General features: G+C 69.1%; 20 protein-coding genes. 12 read left to right on the top strand and 8 right to left on the bottom strand.

Going from position 1 to position 21,490, the window contains the following annotated elements:
• Positions 1-101: 101 nt before the first annotated feature.
• The 4 genes from H483_RS21700 to H483_RS21685 are packed head-to-tail and all read right to left on the bottom strand — an operon-like array spanning position 102 to position 4,837.
• Positions 102-818 (bottom strand): hemolysin III family protein, encoded by a 717-nt coding sequence (locus tag H483_RS21700; RefSeq protein ID WP_017835341.1) that lies wholly within the window; start codon positions 816-818, stop codon positions 102-104.
• Positions 819-838: 20 nt separating this feature from the next.
• Complete coding sequence (locus H483_RS21695; protein WP_017835340.1) at positions 839-2,509, bottom strand: AMP-binding protein; 1,671 nt, start codon at positions 2,507-2,509, stop codon at positions 839-841.
• Complete coding sequence (locus H483_RS21690) at positions 2,506-3,585, bottom strand: acyl-CoA dehydrogenase family protein (protein ID WP_017835339.1); 1,080 nt, start codon at positions 3,583-3,585, stop codon at positions 2,506-2,508. The genes H483_RS21695 and H483_RS21690 overlap by 4 nt, the downstream gene beginning before the upstream one ends.
• 1 nt (position 3,586) lies before the next feature.
• Positions 3,587-4,837 carry an acyl-CoA dehydrogenase family protein gene (locus tag H483_RS21685; protein WP_017835338.1) on the bottom strand — a complete coding sequence of 417 codons (1,251 nt, stop codon included), beginning with the start codon at positions 4,835-4,837 and terminating at the stop codon, positions 3,587-3,589.
• Between the two features lie 108 nt (positions 4,838-4,945).
• On the opposite strand from H483_RS21685, the gene H483_RS21680 reads away from it, so the two are divergent.
• Both H483_RS21680 and H483_RS21675 read left to right on the top strand, forming a co-directional pair.
• The gene (locus H483_RS21680; protein WP_031264415.1) at positions 4,946-5,140 is read left to right on the top strand and encodes a ferredoxin; all 195 of its coding nucleotides are present in this window, start codon (positions 4,946-4,948) and stop codon (positions 5,138-5,140) included.
• Complete coding sequence (locus H483_RS21675; RefSeq protein WP_017835336.1) at positions 5,137-6,066, top strand: 3-oxoacyl-ACP reductase; 930 nt, start codon at positions 5,137-5,139, stop codon at positions 6,064-6,066. Before H483_RS21680 ends, H483_RS21675 begins: the two co-directional genes overlap by 4 nt.
• 235 nt (positions 6,067-6,301) lie before the next feature.
• On the opposite strand, the gene H483_RS21670 is transcribed toward H483_RS21675, so the two are convergent.
• The gene (locus H483_RS21670) at positions 6,302-7,687 is read right to left on the bottom strand and encodes an IS1380 family transposase (protein WP_031264412.1); all 1,386 of its coding nucleotides are present in this window, start codon (positions 7,685-7,687) and stop codon (positions 6,302-6,304) included.
• A 283-nt stretch (positions 7,688-7,970) separates the two neighbouring features.
• Between H483_RS21670 and H483_RS21665 the strand changes: the two genes are divergently transcribed.
• Genes H483_RS21665 through H483_RS21620 form a run of 10 tightly spaced genes read left to right on the top strand, consistent with a single transcriptional unit; the run spans position 7,971 to position 18,230 of the window.
• A complete protein-coding gene (locus H483_RS21665; protein WP_017835334.1) occupies positions 7,971-8,735 on the top strand; it encodes an ABC transporter permease in 765 nt (254 codons plus the stop codon).
• A 1-nt stretch (position 8,736) separates the two neighbouring features.
• Positions 8,737-9,588, top strand: coding sequence for an ABC transporter permease (locus H483_RS21660; RefSeq protein WP_017835333.1), 852 nt, complete (start codon positions 8,737-8,739; stop codon positions 9,586-9,588).
• A 39-nt stretch (positions 9,589-9,627) separates the two neighbouring features.
• The gene (locus H483_RS21655) at positions 9,628-10,836 is read left to right on the top strand and encodes an MCE family protein (protein WP_238556199.1); all 1,209 of its coding nucleotides are present in this window, start codon (positions 9,628-9,630) and stop codon (positions 10,834-10,836) included.
• Positions 10,833-11,888, top strand: a complete 1,056-nt coding sequence (locus H483_RS21650; protein WP_017835331.1) for an MCE family protein — start codon at positions 10,833-10,835, stop codon at positions 11,886-11,888. The genes H483_RS21655 and H483_RS21650 overlap by 4 nt, the downstream gene beginning before the upstream one ends.
• Positions 11,881-13,029, top strand: coding sequence for an MCE family protein (locus H483_RS21645; RefSeq protein WP_031264410.1), 1,149 nt, complete (start codon positions 11,881-11,883; stop codon positions 13,027-13,029). Before H483_RS21650 ends, H483_RS21645 begins: the two co-directional genes overlap by 8 nt.
• The gene (locus H483_RS21640) at positions 13,026-14,291 is read left to right on the top strand and encodes an MCE family protein (RefSeq protein WP_017835329.1); all 1,266 of its coding nucleotides are present in this window, start codon (positions 13,026-13,028) and stop codon (positions 14,289-14,291) included. Before H483_RS21645 ends, H483_RS21640 begins: the two co-directional genes overlap by 4 nt.
• The gene (locus H483_RS21635) at positions 14,292-15,500 is read left to right on the top strand and encodes an MCE family protein (protein ID WP_017835328.1); all 1,209 of its coding nucleotides are present in this window, start codon (positions 14,292-14,294) and stop codon (positions 15,498-15,500) included.
• Complete coding sequence (locus H483_RS21630) at positions 15,497-16,915, top strand: MCE family protein (protein WP_017835327.1); 1,419 nt, start codon at positions 15,497-15,499, stop codon at positions 16,913-16,915. Before H483_RS21635 ends, H483_RS21630 begins: the two co-directional genes overlap by 4 nt.
• Positions 16,915-17,457: a hypothetical protein gene (locus tag H483_RS21625; protein ID WP_017835326.1), complete on the top strand. Its 543-nt coding sequence runs from the start codon at positions 16,915-16,917 to the stop codon at positions 17,455-17,457. The genes H483_RS21630 and H483_RS21625 overlap by 1 nt, the downstream gene beginning before the upstream one ends.
• Entirely contained in the window at positions 17,454-18,230 is a 777-nt protein-coding gene (locus tag H483_RS21620) for a hypothetical protein (protein WP_017835325.1), read from the top strand. The genes H483_RS21625 and H483_RS21620 overlap by 4 nt, the downstream gene beginning before the upstream one ends.
• Before the next feature lie 35 nt (positions 18,231-18,265).
• Here H483_RS21620 and H483_RS21615 read toward each other — a convergent pair whose 3' ends face one another.
• From H483_RS21615 to H483_RS21605, 3 genes are all read right to left on the bottom strand, one after another.
• The gene (locus H483_RS21615; RefSeq protein ID WP_017835324.1) at positions 18,266-19,714 is read right to left on the bottom strand and encodes a trehalose-6-phosphate synthase; all 1,449 of its coding nucleotides are present in this window, start codon (positions 19,712-19,714) and stop codon (positions 18,266-18,268) included.
• Between the two features lie 32 nt (positions 19,715-19,746).
• Complete coding sequence (locus H483_RS21610; protein ID WP_017835323.1) at positions 19,747-19,935, bottom strand: hypothetical protein; 189 nt, start codon at positions 19,933-19,935, stop codon at positions 19,747-19,749.
• A gap of 70 nt (positions 19,936-20,005) precedes the next feature.
• Positions 20,006-21,388, bottom strand: coding sequence for a threonine/serine exporter ThrE family protein (locus tag H483_RS21605; RefSeq protein ID WP_017835322.1), 1,383 nt, complete (start codon positions 21,386-21,388; stop codon positions 20,006-20,008).
• Positions 21,389-21,490: the final 102 nt, after the last annotated feature.

Genomic DNA, 21,490 nt, shown 5'->3' with positions numbered 1-21,490 from the left:
CCCGCAGGCGCCCTCTCCCGCAGCCGCCCCCGTCCATGAACTCTTGCCTGCACTGATGCGCGCGCGAGAGTTCTGCGACGGGGGCGGCTGTGTTCGTGTGGTCAGGCCTGCGTGATGAACAGCAGCATCGCCGCCCAGTGGCAGCCGAAGGCGAGGACCGTGAAGGAGTGGAAGACCTCGTGGAAGCCGAAGACCCCGGGGACGGGGTTCGGGCGCTTGAGCCCGTAGACCACGGCTCCACCGGTGTAGGCGAGACCGCCGGCGAGGACGAGGCCGACCCCCACGGGGTTGGCCTCCACGAGGTCACCCGCGAACCACACCGCGGTCCACCCGAGGACGATGTACAGCACCACGTACAGCCACCGGGGCGCCGACAGCCAGAACAGGCGGAACGCGATACCCAGCAGTGCCCCTGACCACACGATCGCCAGCAGGATCGCGCTGGCCGGGGGATCGAGCGCGGCGACCGTCATGGGCGTGTAGGTGCCCGCGATGAGCAGGAAGATGTTGGAGTGGTCCAGCCGACGCAGGACCGCGGTGGCCCTCGGGCCCCAGGTCCGGCGGTGGTACAGGGCAGAGATCCCGAAGAGCAGCGACGACGTGGCCAGGAAGACCGCACATGCCCACTTCAGAGCGGCACCGTCCGCCAGGACGGTCAGGACCACACCGAGGACCACGGCCACCGGGAGGGTCCCGGCGTGGATCCACCCGCGGAGCAGCGGTTTCTCGGGCAGCGCGGGGACCCCGAAGTCCTCATCGCCGGGCATGTCGTCGGCCCTGTCAGCCCGGTCGGCCCTCGGGCGCGGTGCGGAGTTCACACGCAGAACCTACCGGCACCTCACACGGGCGTGAACGTCCTGTGACCGTCCGCACGCGACCAGACGAGATCCCCGGCGGGATCCGTCCCCCGCTCGGTCAGGTCGCGGGCCCTGAACTTGAAGCTCGCGGTGCGGGGGAGCGCGGTGGTCACCCGCAACAGTGACGGCCACTGCTTGGGGCCCAGGTCGGACTGGTCGGCGAGGAATTCCCCCAGGCCCGCGGCCATCCCGACGGGGTCCGCGCCGTCCCGCAGTACGACCCCCGCGGCCACGGCGTCTCCGATCGTGCCCGAGCCGCGGACCTCGCCCGCGGGGACGGCGTACACGCCCACCTCGGCGACGTCGGGGTGTCGGCGCAGGACGCGTTCGATCGGGGCGGCGGCCAGGTTCTCCCCGTCGACCCGCATCCAGCCACCGGACCGTCCCGCGAAGTAGATCCACCCGTCGTCATCGACGTAGGCCAGATCGCCGGAGTGGAACCGCCCCCCGCGCATGCGTTCGGCGTCGGCGGCGGGGTCGCCGTAGTACCCCGCGAACAGGCCGGGTCCTTCGGCGACCATCTCGCCGATTGCCTCGTCGGCGTTGAGCAGTACGCCGGCCGCGTCGAACCGGGCGCGTGGGCACGGTGCACCGGTCTCGGGGTCGATGATCGACACACCGGCCGGACGCGGCCCGAGTGCGGCGTCGGGAGTGTCCGGGGTGCGGGACACGGAGACCCCGCCCTCGCTCGAGCCGAACCCGTCCACCACGGTCACACCGAAGCGGCGGGCGAATTCCCGGCGCACCTGCGCGGGCGCCTCGTTGCCGTACACCACGCGCATCGGGTTCTCGCCGTCGTCGGGTCTCTCCGGCGTGGCGAGGATGTAGGACAGCGGCGCACCGACGTAGTTGGCGAAGGTGCACTCGTGGCGACGGACGTCGTCGAGCCAGTGGGAGGCGGAGAACCGGCGGCGCAAGGCGATCGAGCAGCCCGTGAAGAGGGCGATCGGCCAGGCCACCATGACCGCGTTGGAGTGGAACAGTGGCATGGCGCTGTACACGCAGTCGTCGGGGCCGATCCCGAACCGGTCCGCCAACATGCGCCCCGGAACCGAGATCTTGGACTGGGTGATCCGGACGGCCTTGGGGTCGCCGCTGGTGCCCGAGGTGAAGACCAGGGCGACCAGGTCGTCGGGACCCGCCGGAACAGTGGACAGGTCCGGCGCCTCGGCGCCAGCGTGGCGGGCCAGAAGATCGGTCCACTCCGGGGAATCCACCGAGATCACCGGCACGTCGATCGTCAGATCGTCCAGCAACCCGGCGTGGTCGGCGTCCGTGAGGATCAGCGCACAGTCGGCGAGCGCGGCGTCGCGGGCCAGGGCCGCGCCGCGGCGGGTGGGGTTGAGCCCGGCCACGACGATCTCCGAGCACGCGGCCGCACCGAGCAGATGGAGATACTCGGGGGTCCCGGACAGCAGGAGGCCGACATGGGGCAGCGGACCGGTCGATGGTGATGATGACGACGACCCCAGCACCTCACGCAGCGCCGCGATCCGCACCGCCACCTCGACGACCGCCCGCGACCAGGGGGTCAACTCGCCGTCGGACCAGATGCCGCGGTCCCGCACGTCGCGAAGAGCGTGTACCGCCCGGGCCACCGAGGCGTGCGGCCCGGCCGCGACGTCCGCGATGGTCCGCACGGACCCGGTCACGCGGAGTACTCCCAGGGGTCGCCGTGATCGGCGAGCACCCCGCCCAGGTCGATCAGCTGCCGGGTGGCCCCGCCCAGACGGAACTCCCCGGCCTTGGCCGCGAGGAAGAAGCGGTGGGCGGGCTCGGAGCGGTCCAGCCCGACGCCTCCGTGGACGTGGACCGCGGTGTGGGCGAGGCGGTGACCGGCGTCGCACGCCCAGAAATGGGCGGATGCCACCGCGGCGTGGGCGGGCGCCCCGGGCAGCCCGCTACACGCGTCGAGTTCATAGGCCGCGCGCAGGGTGCTGAGCCGTACGGCGTCCACGTCGATCGACCCGTCGGCCAGTCTCGCGGCCACCGCCTGGAAGGAGCCGATGGGTCGGCCGAACTGGTGGCGGGTGCTCGCGTACGCGGCGGTGCGCTCGAGAGCGGCCTCGATCACCCCCCACTGGTAGGCGGCCAGGTGCACGCGTCGGCGCAGGGCGTCGACCTCGAGGGCCGTGCCCGCCAGGGGGCTGGGCTCGAGGGGGCTGGGCTCCGGCCCGGTGTCGGAGACGAGACCCGCGCACGAGAAGTCAACGGGCACGGTCCGCTCGACCGAGGCGGAGGCCCGGTCTGTCACCCGGAGGCCGCCCGACGTGGTCTGGACGATCACGTCGGCGATCGGCGCCCAGTCGACCTCGGGTGAGGCCCCGTCACCGACTGCCGCGATCTCGCGGCCCTCGGCGATGGTCGCGGCCCGGTCGGACAGGCCGGCGGCGTCGAGCAGGTGGGCGGCGCGGATCGCGGGGGAGAGCGGAACGGGCGCGAGGACGCGGCCCAGCTCGCGCAGGACCAGGGCCTCGCCCACGACGCCGAGCCCGGCGCCGCCGAGCGACTCCGGGGCGAGGGCGGCGGGCACGCCGGCGCGGACCAGTTCCTCCCAGTAGCGGGCATGGAACCGCGCGGTCGCCCGGTCTCCTCCGCTGTCGGCCTCCGTGCCGGGTCCGAAGCGGGCGTCGAGTTCGCGGAGTGAATCGTCGGTGACCAGCCGCTCACCCATGTCGCGGACGAGGGCGGTCAGGTCGGTGGTGGTGTCGTCGACGCGGAAATCCATGTCAGCGCTCCTTGCTGGCCGTGGCGGGGGCGATGCGGGGCGCCGGGGGGAGTCCCAGCCCGGCGGCGGCGATGATGTCGCGTTGGACCTCGTTGGTGCCTCCGCCGAAGGTGAGGATCAGCGCGGACCGGTGCAGTCTCTCGATGCGGCCGTGGAGGGCCGTGGTGGGGGAGTGGGAGCGTTGGGCCCCGGCGGTGCCCAGCACCTCCATGAGGAGCCGGTATGCCTCGCACGCGGTCTCGGTGCCGTACACCTTCGTCGCCGACGCCGCGATGCGTGTGGGCGTCGCGGAGTCGGCCGAGACGATCTCCCAGTTGCGCAGGGCCAGGTACTCGGCCATCGCGTGGACCCGGGCCAGGTGGCTGCGCACCCATTCGTTGTCGATCACGTCGCCGCCACCGGGGAGCCCGACGTCGCTCGACCGGGTGGTGCGCGCCCACTCCAGGACCTGCCTCAGCGAGGCCTGGAGCGGACCGGCGGCGGTGAGGGCGACCCGCTCGTGGTTGAGCTGGTTGGTCATCAGAGGCCAGCCCCCGTGCTCGGGCCCGACCAGGTTGCTGGCGGGCACCACCACGTCCTGGTAGTACGTCGCGCTGGTGTCCGGGCCGGCCATCGTGTGCACCGGGGTCCACGAGAACCCCTCGGCGTCCGTGGGCACCATGATCATCGAGATGCCCTTGTGCCGCTTGGCGTCCGGATCGGTGCGGGCGGCCAGCCAGATCCAGTCCGCGTACGCCACGAGTGAGGTCCACATCTTCTGGCCGTTGATGCGGTAGACATCGTGCCCCGCGTGTTGGCCGGTCCCGGGTTCGCGGACGGCCCGGGTCTTGAGGGAGGCCAGGTCGGTCCCCGATTCGGGCTCGGAATAGCCGATACCGAAGTGCAGCTCCCCGCGACTGATCCGGGGCAGGAAGTAGCTCTTCTGCTCATCGGAGCCGAACGCCATGATCGTCGGCGCGACCGAGTTGATGGTGAGGAAGGGCACGGGCACTCCGGCGATCGCGGCCTCGTCGGTGAAGATCAACTGTTCCACCATCGGGCGGTTCCGCCCGCCGAACTCCTCTGGCCAGCCCAACGTGAGCCAGCCGTCGCGGCCCATCTCGGCGACGATCTCGCGGTAGGCGTTGCCGTGGCCGTATTCGCCGGTGGTGGAGGTGAAGGCCTCCCGGCGTTCGGGGGTCATCAGGGCGGAGAAGTACTCGCGCAACTCTCCGCGCAGCCGTTGTTGGTCCGGGGTGTAGGTGATGTCCATATGCCCTAAGCTCGTCTCGAGTGGAACACGTTCTAGTGTCGTGACTCACATAGTATCGAATCATGCCCGCGGCCACAGTGGCCGCGGGCCCGGCCAAGGAGGACGGGTATGAGAATTGACGTGGATCCCGACCGCTGCGAGGGGCAGGCCGTGTGCGTCGGGCTCGCCCCGAAGGTCTTCGAGCTGGACGACGACGACGAGGTGGTGCGCGTGGTCGTCGACGAGGTCCCCGAGGAGTTGCAGAAGCGAGCACTCAAGGCCGTCGAGAAGTGTCCGATGGCAGCACTCAAGGTCGCGGAGTGACGCCGGGTCCGGGTCGGGAGGGCCTCGGGACGGACCTCTCCCTCGACGGACGCGTAGCGGTCGTCACCGGGTCCGGTTCCGGACTGGGAGCCGCGGAAGCCGTGGAGCTGGCGCGCTCGGGCGCGGCGGCCGTGGTGATCAACGACATCCGGTCGTCCGAGGCGACGGACGCCGTCATCGCCGACATCGAGGCGGCGGGAGCGAAGGCGGCGCTCGTGGTGGGCGACGTGTCCGAGCGGGAGACCGCGGACGCGATGGTGGCCGAGGCGCTGCGACTCGGGGGCCTGCACGTGGTGGTGAACAACGCCGGTATCACCCGGGACAAGATGTTGTTCAACATGGACGACGACGACTTCGACGCCGTGGTCAGGGTGCACCTGCGCGGGCACTTCCTCCTCACCCGCAACGCGGCGGCGTACTGGCGGGGTGAGAGCAAGAAGTCCGACGCGCCGGTCTACGGACGACTCGTCAACACCTCCTCCGAGGCGGGGCTCTTCGGACCTCCCGGTCAGGCCAACTACGGCGCCGCGAAAGCGGGGATCACCGCACTCACACTCTCGGCCTCCCGCGCGCTCTCCAGGATCGGCTGCACGGCCAACGCGATCGCCCCCCGGGGGCGCACCGGGATGACCGAGGGCGTCTTCGAGGACTGGGACGACTCGAAGGGGCCCGACCCGCTGTCGCCCGACCGGGTCGCGGACCTGGTGTCCTATCTGGCGTCCCCGGCGGCCGCCGAAGTCACCGGTCAGCTGTTCGTGGTATACGGCGGGATGGTCGCGCTGGTCGAGGCTCCGGTCGTGGAGAAGCGGTTCGACGCCGAGGGGGGCGTCTGGGGCCGCCGGGCGTTCGCCGACGCGGTGTCCGATCACTGGTCAGGGCGCCCGGAGGGCAAGTCCTTCTCGGCGGCGGAGATCATGACGCTCTGACCTGACCTGATGAGGTCCCCGATGCGTTTGCTGAGAGACGCGTCGGGGACCTCTGTCGTGCTGCGCCCGCGTGTTAGCCTCGGTCTTTCACGGGCCGGTGACTCAAGCCGCTGAACGCACGTCAGTGAGCTGTTCGGGCTGATTTAAAGGGCGGGGCATGGTTGAGGCCCGGCTGTCGCGCCGGGTGTGCGGGTTCCGGGGGTCCTTCGGGGTCGTCGGTGCAGAGGGTCGGCGGTCAGCCGAACGCGGTGCGTATTCGGTGCCAGCCTGTGTCGATGGCGGCGGCCCAGCGCCAGGTCTTGTCGATGCGTAGTCGGGTCTGTCGGGCGCTGCGGGTGATGCGGGCAGCCACGTGCAGCACTCGGTAGCGGAACGCGGCGATCTCGCAGCGGGCCAGCACTGGGTCGCCATCAAATGCGATGAGTTTGGTCCAGGCGATCAAGTCGGTGGCCATCATGACGACCTCGAGCCAGGCGGCGTTCTCGTTGAACCCGCGGCAGGGCAGGTTGCGTAGCCCGGTGGCTTTGGCCTGTCGGATACGGTCTTCGACTCGGGCGTGCTGGCGGTGACGCAGTTCCAGGCCGGCGATATTGCCGCAGACCACTCCGGGTGGGGTGTCGGTGAGGAACGCGGTGATGCGCATGCCGTCCGAGTCGGTGAACGTCAGCTGCGCCCCGGGGTGCGGCCGTTCTTTGCGCAGTATCAACCGTGATCCGTCTGGCCAGGCCGACAGGTCGATGTTGGCGGTGACCTCGGCTACCCAGGCACCGTTCCGGATTCCGCTATCGGTGTCGATGGCCGGGGACCAACACTGCTCAGGGATGCCATCGACGAATTTCTTGATACGAAAGTCCACCGGGAACCCGAAGGAGAACCCGACCCCACGCTCGCGGCAAGCGGCCGCAAACGCTCGGGTGGCGCCAGCCGAATCCGAGCGGGCCAGCACCCGTGGGCCGCCGGGATCGCCGGGGATGGGACGCGCATGTGCAGGGAGCGAGGCCAGAGCCATGTCCAGGACCTGGATGTGGTCGGCCGCGGTGTTCGAACCAGCATTGCCGGGACGTAGCAGCCCGCCCAGTACCTCCCCGCCAGCAATGTCGGGCCGATCCAGAAACGCCAGCAGCGGGTGGAACCCGAAGGTGCGCTTCCAGGTCGCGGCCGCGTTCTCCTTCTCGCTATGGGCGACGGTGATCGTGGCATCCAGATCGATGCACAGTTCCTGACTCAAATCCGGGCCGGCGCCCGCGGCCCACGCCGCCTGCCGGGCTGCCGCCCGCGCGGCGCGCACCGCCGGAAGGTGCTCGGCGTCGACTCGGTCCAGCACCCGCCACGCCGTCGGCATCGAGGCGACCGGACCGAACACGCCCTGGCGATCACCCAGGACCCCGATCCCGGTGATCGCGTCCGCGCCATCGGCTACCGCGACGGCCAGATCGGTCAGCACCTGGCCCGGGGAGTGGACCCATGCCCCGCGGTAGGTGTCCGTCAGAGCGTCGTTGAGCGCAGCGACCAGGCCAGAGTGCTCGGCGAGCTCCCGCAGCATCCCCAACCCGGCGTGCGAGACCACGCCCGACCCGTCCGCACTGACCCTCAACCGCCGAAATGACCCGCTAGACTTCACCTGGGAAGTGCTCCTCGAACTGATATGACGTTGACCCTAGACAAGTCACATCATCCCAGCTCCGGAGCACTTCCCATGTCATTTCTGAGCCCTCACCTCACGTCCCGCGTGAAAGACCGAGGTTAGATTCCCGGCACGCCGGCAGGGGCACTCTCCGGGGGTGGTCGACCCCGCTTGCCAATGAGAACGTGTTCTAGCTACTGTGTAATCGGCGTCACACAGAACCGGTCACTTGTTCAGATCGGCGGTTGGCGGGTGCCGACACGCGACAGGAGGGGGCGACATGCCGAGAGTTCTCGACGCGCCGCTCAGGGGAGTCGGCGACTTCGTCGCGATGAGTCTCGACACGTTCGTCTCGTTCCCGTCGATCCTGCGGCAGGGCCGGGAGTTCGTCGACCAGTCCTGGTTCATAGCCCGGGTCTCCATGGTCGCCACCATCCTCGTGGCGATCCCGTTCACCGTCCTGGTGAGCTTCACCCTCAACATCCTGCTCCGGGAGATCGGCGCGGCGGACCTATCCGGCGCCGGCGCGGCCCTGGGGGCCGTGACCCAGGTCGGCCCGATGGTCACCGTCCTCATCGTCGCCGGGGCCGGTGCCACGGCGATCTGCGCTGATCTCGGGGCCCGGACCATCCGCGAGGAGATCGATGCCATGGAGGTCCTCGGCATCGACCCCGTCAAGCGCCTGGTCGTCCCCCGCGTCGCCGCCTCGACGTTCGTGGCCCTCCTGCTCAACGGCCTCGTCTGCACGATCGGGATCCTCGGTGGCTTCTTGTTCTCCGTCCTCCTGCAGGGCGTGAATCCGGGTGCGTTCGTCGACGGGATCACCCTGCTCACGGGCCTGGGCGAGCTCATCCTGGCGCAGATCAAGGCGGGCATATTCGGGATGCTGGCCGGCCTCGTGGCCTGCTACAAGGGACTCTACGTCCGTGGGGGGCCCAAAGAGGTCGGCAGCGCGGTCAACGAGACCGTCGTGTTCGCCTTCATGGCCCTGTTCGTCGTCAACACCGTCCTGACGGCGGTCGGCGTCAAGGTGCTGGGGGCATAGGATGGCGGTGATCGAGACCACGCGCTTCCCTCGGCTATCGCGGGCCCGCACGTATTCCGTCGGTCGGGTCGACGACTTCGGTGCCGTCGCGCTCTTCTTCTGGCGCTCTCTGGTTGCCACCCCCCGCGCGTTGACCCAGTACCCCAAGGAGACCCTGCGTCTCATCGCCGAGATCGCCATGGGTACCGGAGCGCTCGCGATGATCGGCGGCACCGTGGTGATCGTCGGATTCCTCACCCTCGCCACCGGCGGCGTGATCGCGGTCCAGGGGTTCTCCTCGTTGACCGACGTCGGCGTCGAGGCGCTCACGGGCTTTTTCGCCGCCTTCATCAACGTGCGCATCGCCGCCCCGGTGATCGCCGGGATCGGCCTCGCGGCCACCATCGGGGCCGGTGCCACCGCCCAGCTGGGCGCGATGCGGGTGTCTGAGGAGATCGATGCGCTCGAGGTCATGGCGATCGACTCGATCACCTACCTGGTCTCGACCAGGATCGTCGCCGGCATGATCGCCGTCGTCCCGCTCTACTCGCTGGCGGTCATCGCCTCGTTCCTCGCCAGTCGATTCGCCACCGTGGAGATCTACGGCCAGTCCGGCGGCGTCTACGACCACTACTTCTCCACGTTCCTCATCCCGACGGACATCCTGTGGTCCTTCGTCCAGGCGATCGCCATGGCCATCACGATCATGCTCATCCACACCTATTACGGCTACAACGCCGCCGGCGGCCCGGCAGGGGTCGGTTCGGCCGTGGGCAACGCCGTCCGCACCTCGCTCATCGCCGTGGTGACCGTAACCCTCCTCGTCTCCCTCGCGATCTACGGCGGAGACGGCAACTTCAACCTGTCGGGATAGGAGGCGGTCGTGGCGAGAAGTCTCAGTCAGAGTGACACGGTGCCCAGGCGCATCGCGGCGATCGTGCTCGCCCTGGTCATCGTGGTGGTCATCGCGCTCTCCCTGCTGATGTTCGCGCGGGCCTTCGACAGCCGGGTCCCGCTCACCGTCCGCAGTGACCGCGCGGGGCTGGTCATGGAGGCCGACGCCAAGGTCCGTGCCCGGGGAGTCGAGATCGGTAACGTCACCGCGATCCGCCAGGAGTTCGACGGAGCGACCATCGAGATCGAGGTCGATCCCGCGGCCCTAGAGGCCATCCCCGCCAACGCCCCGGTGACGATCGGATCCAACACCGTCTTCGGCGCCAAGTCCGTCGACTTCGAGTCCCCGGCCCGGCCGGACCCCACGCCGATGGCGGCGGGCACCGTCGTGGAGGCGTCCAACGTCACCTCGGAGGTCAACACTCTGTTCCAGGACCTCACCGACCTGCTCACCGCGATCGAGCCGGAGAAGCTGAACGCGACTCTCGGCGCGATCTCCGGAGCGGTCGACGGCCGCGGTGACCAGGTGGGACGCACCATCACCGATCTGAACGAGTATCTGCAGGAGATCAATCCGCAGATCGAGACGTTGCAGAGGGACCTGGCCAAGGGGTCCAGGGTGGCCAATCTGTACGCCGACGTGACCCCTGACGTCATGCGCCTGCTGGACTCCGGTACGGACGTCGGTGCCAACGTCGTCAACAATCAGGCGCGTTTCGAGCAGTTGCTGGTCTCGGCGATCGGAACCGGGGAGACGGGCAAGCGACTGTTGTCCGAGAACGGCAACGAGCTGGTCAAGACCCTGGCGGACATGCGGGCCTCGACCAGCCTGCTCGCCGAGTACCACCCGATGCTCACCTGCCTGATCGTCGGGCTGAACCAGGGCGTCGAGGGGGCGACGTCGGCGTTCGGCGGGGTGGACCAACCCGGTCTGGTGTTCAAGTCCGGTTTCCAGCAGGGAGCCCGGGCGTACGAGTACCCCAAGGACCTGCCGAAGGTGAACGCCAGCACCGGGCCCAATTGCTACGGCCTGCCGTTCCCGGACCCCTCGGTCCACGCCCCGTTCGTCGTCACCGACACCGGCTCGAATCCTGTGGAGGGAATGCCCGACGTGTTCACGTCCCGCCCCGCCCCGCTGTTCGGTCCGCTCCCTCCCAGCGAGCCCGGCCGTCCCGCCCCGCCGACGTTACTGCAGGTCATGCTCGGCATGGACGGGGCGACCCCATGACCGCCGGGCGCTCGTCCGCACGCTCCGCCCGTGCCACGCTGATCAAACTGTCGATCTTCACCACGGTCATGGTGCTCATCCTCGCAGGGCTCGTCATGGTGTTCAGCGAGTACCGCACCGGCGACTCGGAGCGGTACAACGCCGTCTTCACCGATGTGTCGGGTCTCGAGTCCGGGGACAAGGTGCGCATCGCCGGCGTCGAGGTTGGTCGTGTCCACCGGATCCGATTAGAGGACGGGAACATCGCGGCAGTGCAGTTCTCGGTGGCGGGCAACCAGATCGTGCACCAGAGCACCGAGGCGATGATCCGCTACGAGAACCTGACCGGTGACCGGTATATGGAGCTCAAGCGGGGTGAGGGTGACCAGTCCGCGCTCGACCCGGGCGGCACCCTGCCGATCTCGCAGACCTCCCCGGCGCTGGATCTCGACGCCCTGCTGGGCGGGTTCCGCCCGCTCTTCCGCGCTCTGGACCCTGGCCAGGTCAACCAGTTGTCAGAGTCGATAGTCAAGGTCTTCCAAGGTGAGGCCGGCACCGTCCAGGACCTGCTGGCCTCGACGTCGTCCCTCACGCAGACCCTGGCGGACCGCGACCAGCTCATCGGCGACGTGATCGCCAATCTCAACGGAGTACTCACCACGGTGTCCGACAATCAGGAGAACGTGGACTCGATCGTCGACGACCTCCAGCAACTCGTCTCCGGCCTTGCCGCGAACTCGGAGCCGATCGGGGAGTCGGTGAGCCGGCTCAACGACGCGAGCGCCAACATGACGACCCTCCTGGCCGACGTGCGACCCGCGCTCAAGGAGGACATCGCACAACTCGATCGAGTGGCCACGTTGATCAACGAGGACGAGCCGTTCGTCGAGAACGTCATCAACAGGCTCCCGTCCGACTTCGAGAAGATGAGTCGGCTGGGCGTCTACGGGAGCTTCTTCCAGTTCTATCTCTGCGGTGTGATCGTCCAGTTCACCAACCCCGCCACGGGCCGGAGCGTCTACCTCCCCCAGTACGAGCAGACGACGGGACGGTGTGCCTTCCCCGATGAGTGACTCCACGAAGAACGCCGCTCCGAGAGCGCCACGGGGCCGGTTGCGCTTCCGCGACCGCGACCCCAGGGCCATCGGTGCCTGGGGTGCCCTGGGCGCCGTCGCGCTGATGGCGATCTCGCTGAACTACGACCGGATCCCCTACGTCAACGGGACGCGCAACGCCACGGCGTACGTCGCCGACGCCGCCGGGCTCAACACCGGCGACGCGGTCCAGGTGGCCGGGATGAACGTCGGTTCGGTGCGTGGCATCGACCTCGACGGCGACCGGGTCCGGGTGCGCTTCGCCATCGACACCGACGTCGCCCTCGGCGCGGACACCTCCGCCCAGATCAAGACGGACTCGATCCTGGGCCGTCGTGCCCTGGGGGTGTTCTCGGACGGGCGAGGGGACCTACCGGACAACACGATCCCCCTGGAACGGACCTCCGTTCCCTATTCCCTCACCTCGGCCCTGGGGGATCTCAGCGACACCGTCGAGGCGATGGACACCGAGAAGGTCGACGAGGCGCTGACGGTGATCGCCGAGACGATGGAGGGGTCCTCGCCGGAGATCCGGGGGGCGCTGGACGGGATCACCAGGCTCTCCGCCTCCCTCAACCAACGCGACGAGGGCGTGCGTCAGCTCCTCGAGAAAGCGGCCGGGACCACCGACGTGCTCGGGCAGCGCAGTGAGCAGATCAACCAGCTCATGGTGGACGGCAACGTCCTGTTCACCCAGCTCGACCTGCGCCGCAGGGCGCTGAGCGAACTGATCGTCAACATCGACGAGCTCGCCCGGCAGCTGTCCGGACTCGTGCAGGACAACGAGGCGCAACTGGGACCCGCGCTGGACAAGCTGGAGAGGGTCTCGGACCTGCTGATCCGCAACAAGGACGACATCGACCTCGGTCTACGCCGGATCGTCCCCTACTCCACCGCGTTGAGCGAGGCCGTGGCCTCCGGGCCGTGGTTCAACGCCTACGTCTCCAACCTGTCCCTGGGGCACTACCAGCAGACGATCCTCCGTGATGTCATGCCGCTCATCGACGACCGGGTGCGTCCCGAACCGGGGCTCGTGCGCGAACCGACTATGCCGGGTACCCCGGAGCTGACACTGATGGACGAGTTCCCCGGCTGGGGCGAGAAGAGGCTGCCGCGATGACCCGACTCCTCTCGACCACGCTGGCCAGGATCGTGGCCCTCGTCGTCGTCGTCCTGATCGTGGTGGCCGCGGTGTGGTTCTTCACCTCGCGGTCCAAGACGATCACCGCCTACTTCGAGTCGACCCGCGGCGTCTACGTCGACGACACCGTCAGGGTCCTGGGGGTGCGCGTCGGGACCATCACGGACATCGCCACCGAAGGTGGGTTGTCCGTGGTGACGATGAAAGTCGACGAGGACGTGCCCGTGCCGGCCGAGGCCACCGCACTGCTCGTCGCCCAGTCGCTCGTCGCCGAGCGGTTCATCCAGCTCACCCCGGCCTTCACCGGGGGCGACCAGATGCCGGACGGGGGCTCGATCCCCGTCGACCGCACGGCGATCCCGGTCGAATGGGACGGGGTCAAAGACCAGCTCATGAAGCTGTCCACCGCTCTCGGACCCACGGGGGACGAAGAGACGGGGCCGCTGGGGGAGTTCGTCGATTCCGCCGAGGCGATGCTCGACGGCAACGGCGCCGAGGTCCGCGACGCCCTCGGTGAGGTCTCCCAGACCATGGCACTGATGTCGGACGGGCGCGAGAACCTCTTCACGACGCTGAAGAACCTACAGCTGTTCGTGACCGCGCTCTCGCAGAGCGAGGAGCAGATCGTGTCCTTCGGAGGGAGACTGGCGAGCGTCTCCCAGGTGCTCGGAGACCAGACCGAGGACATCGACTCCGCGCTGCGCGACCTGGACCTCGCCGTCACGGACATCAATCGATTCCTGGAGAACAACGGAGAACGCGTGAGCACCGCAGTCGACAAACTGGGCCAGGCCACCGCGGTGGTCCGCGAGAGGAGGGCCGACCTGGAGGGTGTCCTCCACGTGGGCCCCACCGGGATGTCGAACTTCTACAACATCTACCGCCCGTACCAGGGCGTGCTCACCGGCGTGCTGTCCACCAACCAGATGGCCAACCCGACCAACTTCCTCTGCGGCGCCATCGCCGGTCTCGCGAACAACACCGCGGAGTCCGACGCCCAGCTCTGCGCGGAGTACATGGGGCCGCTTCTCAACTCGTTCACCTCCAACTACCCGTACGGGGTCGTCAGCCCGCCCATCACGCCGACCGCGGAACCCCAGCAGATCTGGGACTCCCAGAAACCCGGGACGCGGACCCCACCGGGCGTGCAGCCCGTATCGGCCCGGCCGGACCCCTTGGTCAACGTGGTCAACCGGGGAGACGACCTCACCGACACCCTCCTCGTGACGAGAGGGGCGTAGATGAACGGCGACCGCCCCCGGGGGCGACTGCTGGCGACGGGCGCTCTCGGCGCAGCCGTCCTGATCACCGGAGCCGGATGCACGTGGGAGGGCCTGAACTCCCTCCCGCTGCCCGGTGCCCAGGGCCGGGGGGACGGCGCGTACGAGGTCACCATCGAGATGCCCAACGTCACCACCATCACCCGCAACTCCCCGGTCCGGGTCAACGACGTGAACGTCGGGTCGATTACCGGCATGAGGGTCGAGGACTACACGGCGATAGTGACCGTCTCGCTCAACGAGGAGGTCAGACTCCCGGCGAACGCGCACGCGAAAATCGGCCAGACCAGCCTCCTCGGATCACAGCACCTCGAGTTGTTCCCACCGCCGGACGGCGATCCCCAGGGCACCCTGGCCGACGGGGACGTGATCCCGCTCGCCCGTGCCGGTGTGTACCCGACGACCGAGCAGACGCTGTCGGCGCTGTCGGTCGTGCTCACCGACGGCGGTCTGGCACAGTTCGAGACCATCGCCCAGGAGTTCAACGCCGCACTCGGTGGTCGGGAGGTCGACACCCGGGAGGTCATCGAGCAACTCGAGACGACCGTCAGCGGGCTGGACGCCCAGCGGGCGGACATCATCGCCGCGATGGACGGGCTGGACCGGCTCTCCCGGCAGATCAACGACCAGACCGACACCCTGGCCCGGGCGCTGGCCCAGATGCCGGAGGCGGTGGCTCTGATCAACGATCAGAAGCAGGAACTGACCACCGCGATGGTCTCGCTCGGGGACCTGGGAAACAAGGCCAACCAGGTGATCGACGCCGGAGGCGGGCAGAATCTCGTGGCCAACCTCCGCGACATCACCCCCGTTCTCGAGGCGTTGGCCAACGCCGGTCGCGACCTGACCCGGGCACTGAGCGTGCTCATCACGTTCCCGTTCCCCCAGGCGGGCATCGACAACTTCCTCCGCGGCGACTACGCGAACCTCTACATCCACGCGGATGCCTCGATGCCCCGGCTGGCGGAGACTCTGCTGCTGGGCACCGAGTTCGGCAACCGGATGGCCGGGCTCGAGGGATACGTCGGTCTCGCACCCGCCCCGCCGGCGAGCGTGGACCCGTTCTCGCTCGACGTCCCCCGGCCGGAACCGACGGACGACAACCCCTTCGCCGAGCTGCCGGCGGAGGAGCCGGGACCGGACGCGACGCCAGAGGAGGCTCCCCGATGACCCGGTTCGTCAAGATCCAGCTGGCGATCTTCGCCGTCGTCACGGTGATCGCGCTGACCGTCATGTCGGTCGCCTACCTCAGACTGCCGACGGCGTTCGGGTGGCAGCGGACGGATGTCGCGCTGGAGATGCCCGACACGGGCGGTCTGTACAAGAACGCCAACGTCTCCTATCTGGGGAACGTGATCGGGCGGGTCGACGCGGTGACCCTCAAGCCCGGCCATGTCGTGGCCGACCTCCATTTCGATTCCCGGGCCGACGTCCCCGAGAACGCCCGCGCGCAGATCCGTAGCGTCTCGGCGGTGGGCGAGCAGTACGTCGAGTTCGTCCCCGAGGGCGAGCCGCGGGGAGTGATGCGCGACGGCACCGTGCTCGATGAGGACCGGGTGGACATGCCGCAGGGCATCGGCCCCGTCCTCGACCAGGCAACGGTGCTCATGGCCTCGATCGACGACGCCAAGATGCGCCGCGTGATCAGCGAGTCCTTCGACGCGTTCAACGGATCCGAGCGGGACCTGCAGCAGTTCCTCGATTCCGCGCAGCTCCTGCTCGAAGAGGCCCGGGTCAACACCGGCGTCACCCGTCAACTGATCGAGGACGCCGAGCCCGTCCTGGACTCGCAGCTCCGGTCGTCGGACTCCATCCGGGCGTGGACCCGCAACCTCGCGGACGTCACGGACCAGCTCCGGGTCAACGAGCCCCAGCTCACCTCGATCATCCAACGGGGGCCCGACTCACTCGCCCGCGCGACCCGGGTCCTCAACGATCTGCAGCCGACCATGCCGGTGCTCGTGGCCAACCTCATGAGCGTGGGCGAGGTCGGTGTGGTCTACAACCGCTCGATCGAGCAACTGCTCGTGATCTACCCCGCGCTGGTCTCCTCGATCATCACGGCGATCGACGGCGCGCGCGACACCGGGGAGATCAAGGTGGACTTCAACCTGCAGATCAACGAGACACCCCCGTGTACGACCGGCTTCCTCCCCGCCGCCGACCGTCGCTCACCCGCCGACCTGTCGGTGCCGCCACAGATTAACGGCATCTACTGCAAGGTGCCCCAGGACTCGCAGATGGCCGTCCGCGGCGCACGGAACCTGCCCTGCATGGAGTACCCGGGCCGCCGTGGCGCCTCACCCGAGGAGTGCGCGGCGAACGACTACCGGCCGGAGGGTCACAACCCCCCGGACACCAGCGAGGTCGGTCCGCCCGGCAACAACCCCAACGGGTGGAACGTCGTGCCCTCGTCGGGCACCGGCGAGCGGGAGATCCGGACCTCCGCGGCGATGTACGACCCCTCGACGGGCGAGTATCTGGGCGCGGACGGCAAGACGTATCGTCAACTGAACCTGGGAACCGGGAGCAGGTTGGCCGCGGACGCCGCCCTCGCCGACATCATGACGAACGGAGTGATCTAGTGCCACAGCCGGACGACACCCCCGCCGAGGGTGGGCGGAGCTGGCTGGTGGTCACGTCAGTCGTGGCGGCCCTGTGCCTGGTGGCGGCCCTCGTGTCCTCGGGGCTGTGGGTGTCCGAGCGCGGTAAGGCTGCCTCGATCCGCGCCGACCGGGCCTCCGCGACCGAACTGGACGCGTCCTATCGTGACTTCGCCTCGGACGTGTTGACCAGGCTGATGACCATCCGCCAGGAGACCCTGACCGAGGACGTGGACCGGATCGTCGAGATGATCGAGGGAGACTTCTCCGAGCAGTTCACCCCGCGCCGGGACTCCTATGAGGAGGTCGTCGAGACCACAGCCGTGGTCGCCGACGGCGTCGTCTCCGCCGCCGCGGTCGAACAGTCCACCCCCGAGCGTGCAGAGGTGATCATGGCGATCGACCAGACCATCGGCAACCCGAGGTCACAGGAGGACCAAGACCGGCAGTACCGCGTCCGGGTGACGGTCAACCGCCACGATGACGGCGAGATGAAGGTCTCGGGGGTGAACTTCATCCCGTGAGCGACAGCGACATGCCCGATGTCCGCTCCGCCCGGCGTGCGCAGCGGGAAGCCGAGCGCGCGGCCCGCGCCCAGCGCAAGGCCGACGCCGCCCGCGAGCGCGCACTGGAAGCGGCCCGTGCAGGGGGGCTGTTCGAGGGAATGGAGGCGATGCCGCGCACCGGTTCGGCCGAGGTTGCGGCGGAGTCCGACGGCGGTTCCGGGGCGGCCACTGGTGACGGATCGGCGCCCCCCGCGCCACCGGTCTCGTCGCGGGAACCACTCGATCCCACCCGTCAGCGCAGGCTGACCACCGCCCTGGCCGCGGTGTCCGTGGTCCTCCTCGTCGTCACCGGTCTGTCGACCTGGCAGTACGTCGAGGCGAGGGGTGAAGCGGCCACCGAGCAGCAGATCGCGGACGCCCCCCGCGCGGCGACGGACGCGGCGCGCGAGATCGCGACCCAGATGTTCACCTACGATCACCGGACGGTCGACGCCGAACTGGCGGCGGTCCGCGAGCGACTCACCGATCCCGCGCTGACGGAGTTCGTCGAGCAATCCATGCCCGCCGTGGCCTCCGCGGCCAAACAGCAGGAGGCCAGTGTGTACGCGACCGTGGCGGCGGCCGCCCCGCAGGAGGTCGTGGATGCCGACAGCGTGACGGTACTGGTGATGCTCAACCGGATGGTGTCGACCAGGGAGGATCCCGAGGCGGCCAGTTCCGCATCGCGACTCAGTCTGTCGATGGAGCGCGTTGACGGTACGTGGAAGCTGGGTGAGCTGGAGGCGCTGTGAGCGGCGCGCCGACTACTCGTCGGAGTTGAGTGCGACTACTCGTCGGAGGTGGCGTCGAGCGTCTCGAAGAACCGCCGTGCCCACGCGTGGACGTCGTTGCCCAACACCTGCCGGCGCAGCGCCCGCATGCGTCGACGGCGGTCGTACTCCGTTTCGGTGACGGCCGCCATGATGGCGTCCTTGACGCCCTCCAGGTCGTGCGGATTGCACAGATAGGCCTGCCGTAGTTCGGCGGCGGCGCCGGTGAACTCGCTCAGCACGAGCGCGCCCTCACCGTCCGTGCAGGAGGCGACGTACTCCTTGGCCACCAGGTTCATCCCGTCCCGCACGGGGGTGACCAGCATGACGTCCGCGGCCACGTAGAACGCCGTGAGCTCGGACTTGGGTACGGGTCGGTGGATGTAGGTCACCACAGGGTGTCCGATCTCGCCGAAGCTGCCGTTGATCCGGCCCACGGACTCCTCGATGCGCGAGCGCATGATCTGGTACTGCTCGACCCTCTCGCGACTGGGGGTGGCGAGCTGGAGCAGGGTGACGTCGGCGGTCTCGAGACGCCCCTCCTCGAACAGCTCCTCCAGGGCGCGGAGCCGGACGTCGATCCCCTTGGTGTAGTCGAGGCGGTCGACGCCCAGCAGCAGGATCTCAGGGGAGCCGAGTTCGCTGCGCAGGCGTTCCGCTCGGGCCCGGGTGTCGCGCTCGCGGGCGGCCGCGTCGATGGCAGCCGAGTCGATCGAGATGGGGAACGCCCCCACCCGCACCATCCGGTCGTCCACCCGGATCTCGGACGCCCGCCCCCGCGTCGAGCGGAGCCGCGCCGAGGGGTGGCCGAAGAGCCGGTGGGCGAGGATCCGGAAGTTGTCCGCGCCGCCTGGGAGATGAAACCCCACCAGATCCGCGCCGAGCATGCCCTCGACGATCTCGGAGCGCCAGGGGAGCTGCATGAACAACTCGACCGGCGGGAACGGGATGTGGAGGAAGAACCCGATGGTGAGGTCGGGCCGCATCTCGCGCAGCAGGCGGGGGACCAGGAGCAGCTGGTAGTCCTGCACCCACACGGTGGCGCCGGTGGCCGCGGCCGCGGCGGTGGCCTCGGCGAACCGCCGGTTGATCGCCACGTATGCGTTCCACCATTCACGGTGGTATTCGGGAGGGACCACCACGTCGTGGAAGAGTGGCCACAGGGTGCCGTTGGAGAAGCCCTCGTAGTAGAGCTCGACGTCCCGGGCGGACAGGGTGACCGAATGCAACCGGATCCCGTCGGCGTCGAACGGCTCGGGGGAGGCGTCCGCCACTCCGGGCCAGCCCACCCAGGCCCCGTGGTTGGCCTTGAGGATGGACTCCAGGGCCGTCACGAGCCCGCCGGGGCTGGCCTTCCAGTATTCCTGGCCGTCCTTACCCCGCACGAGGTCGACGGGGAGCCGGTTGGCCACGACGACGAAGTCCGCACCCGCGTCGGCCGGCGCCTGCTCGGTCGCGCCCGTCATCCCCGTACCCCCGTTGATCGTCGTGATGCGGTCTACTCGGCGTCGGCCGGGTCGACCTTCTCGGGACCGATCCCGAGCATCTCGAGCAGCATCAGGCACTCGTCCGCGTCGGCGGCGTACGAGGCCACGATCCTCTGGGCCTGGTACGCGGTCTCGTCGGCTACGGGCTCGAGGTCGACGTCGAGCTCGGGCTCCTTGCTGGCCGCTGCGGCGCTTGACATGTGTGTGTCCTCCCGTGTCGTTATGGGACGGCGGGCCCGGATGGGCGCAGGCGTCCGGTGACATCGTACGTCACTGGTCGGCGGCCGCGGACCTGCGCAGATTTCGCGTGACCCACTCGCCGAAGACGATGCCGGCGGCCAGGGCCACCGCGATCGCCAGTGCCTGGAACATCAGCCCCACGCCGATACCGGTCTGATCGCTGGTGAGCGCGGACAGTCCCCGGTAGACCGAGAGCCCGGGCAGGAGGGGCGTGATCCCGGCGATGGTCACGATGAGGGGCGGGACGGTCGCGATGCGGGCGAGAATGCCTCCGAAGAGCCCCATCGCACAGGCCGCGAGAGCCGATCCCACCACCACCCCCAACCCGGTCGTGATGACGACCTGGAAGATGAGCATCCCGACGGCCCCGACGGTCGCGGCCAGCCACGTCGCGCGGACGGTCGCGTAACTGGCCACGGCGAAACCTGCAGCCCCGACGCCTGCGGCGAAGACGGTGAGGAAGAGCGGCGCGTTGCCGGAGATCGTCGGATCGATGGGGGGTGGGGAGAAGCCCAGGCGTCCGAACACCGCCAGGGCGATGGTGATGCCGCCGAGTATCCCTCCCGTGAGGATCATCGTCTCCACGCCACGGCCTGCCGACGTGACGGGGAATCCGGTGATGGCGTCCTCGATCGCACCGACGAGCGTGAGCCCGGCGAGCAGCACGATGATCCCCGCGGCGACGAGGGCGGACGGTTGGATGTCCACGAAGTCGTCGCTCAGGATCACGTAGGCCAACAGGGCCCAGGCGGCGGCGATGAACCCGCCCACGATCTGCTGGAAGAACTTCGGCAGGCGGTGGCCGTCGAGATACCTGTTGGCGTACATCAGGGCGAACGTCGACACCATCGACAGGAGACCGGCCAGCGGGCTGCCCCCCAGCTGGATGACGACGGCGAAGCCGAGCATCGCCCAGCCCAGGACCGCGACGCGGAAGGTGTGCGGGTGGGGTGAGGCGATGATCTGCTCGACCTCTGCCGTCGCCTGTTCGACGGTCAACTGGCGCCGCACGATGAGGTCGATGAGGCGGGCGACACGGGTCACCCTCGTCATGTCGATGGTGCGGTAGTCGACGACCCGGATGACGGAGATGGGTGGTCGGCCGCGACGCCGGTTGACGCCGATGGTCAGTGAGGTGAAGGTGACCTCGACGGTGGCGCCCGGGAGGCCGAACGCGGCCGCGACCGATTCCCCCTGGGCGACCGTGTCCGCCGCGCCCTCTCCGGAGGAGAGCAGGATGCCCGCGATCTCCAGGGCGAGATTGAGCACGTCGGTGACGGCGCCGTCGTCGTCCAGGTCCACCGGCGCCATCGGCGACAGCGGCGGTTCGACCGCCAGGTCCATCGTGGACTTGCGCAGACCCAGCCACGCCAACGGGCGGGTGAACGGTGCAGCGGCGTCGCGGATCTCCACGTGGACACCGTAGTCAAGTCCGGGGCGGTCGGGGCACGGCGGTCGAGGGCACGGCGGAGCGGTCGGGGGAACGAGCCGGGATCCGGCTAGGATGTGTGCCGG

This window comes from Dietzia sp. UCD-THP (assembly GCF_000349585.1).
GTDB lineage: Bacteria > Actinomycetota > Actinomycetes > Mycobacteriales > Mycobacteriaceae > Dietzia > Dietzia natronolimnaea_A.
The sequence above is the reverse complement of the archived record's forward strand: the minus strand, read 5'-3'. Positions and strand labels throughout refer to the sequence as shown.

Bases quoted from the DNA above. Each gene is read 5' to 3' on its own strand.
- H483_RS21690 (WP_017835339.1), bottom strand. From the start codon at position 3,585: ATGGATTTCCGCGTCGACGACACCACCACCGACCTGACCGCCCTCGTC.
- H483_RS21685 (WP_017835338.1), bottom strand. From the start codon at position 4,837: ATGGACATCACCTACACCCCGGACCAACAACGGCTGCGCGGAGAGTTG.
- H483_RS21680 (WP_031264415.1), top strand. From the start codon at position 4,946: ATGAGAATTGACGTGGATCCCGACCGCTGCGAGGGGCAGGCCGTGTGC.
- H483_RS21665 (WP_017835334.1), top strand. From the start codon at position 7,971: ATGCCGAGAGTTCTCGACGCGCCGCTCAGGGGAGTCGGCGACTTCGTC.
- H483_RS21660 (WP_017835333.1), top strand. From the start codon at position 8,737: ATGGCGGTGATCGAGACCACGCGCTTCCCTCGGCTATCGCGGGCCCGC.
- H483_RS21650 (WP_017835331.1), top strand. From the start codon at position 10,833: ATGACCGCCGGGCGCTCGTCCGCACGCTCCGCCCGTGCCACGCTGATC.
- H483_RS21645 (WP_031264410.1), top strand. From the start codon at position 11,881: ATGAGTGACTCCACGAAGAACGCCGCTCCGAGAGCGCCACGGGGCCGG.
- H483_RS21640 (WP_017835329.1), top strand. From the start codon at position 13,026: ATGACCCGACTCCTCTCGACCACGCTGGCCAGGATCGTGGCCCTCGTC.
- H483_RS21635 (WP_017835328.1), top strand. From the start codon at position 14,292: ATGAACGGCGACCGCCCCCGGGGGCGACTGCTGGCGACGGGCGCTCTC.
- H483_RS21630 (WP_017835327.1), top strand. From the start codon at position 15,497: ATGACCCGGTTCGTCAAGATCCAGCTGGCGATCTTCGCCGTCGTCACG.
- H483_RS21615 (WP_017835324.1), bottom strand. From the start codon at position 19,714: ATGACGGGCGCGACCGAGCAGGCGCCGGCCGACGCGGGTGCGGACTTC.
- H483_RS21610 (WP_017835323.1), bottom strand. From the start codon at position 19,935: ATGTCAAGCGCCGCAGCGGCCAGCAAGGAGCCCGAGCTCGACGTCGAC.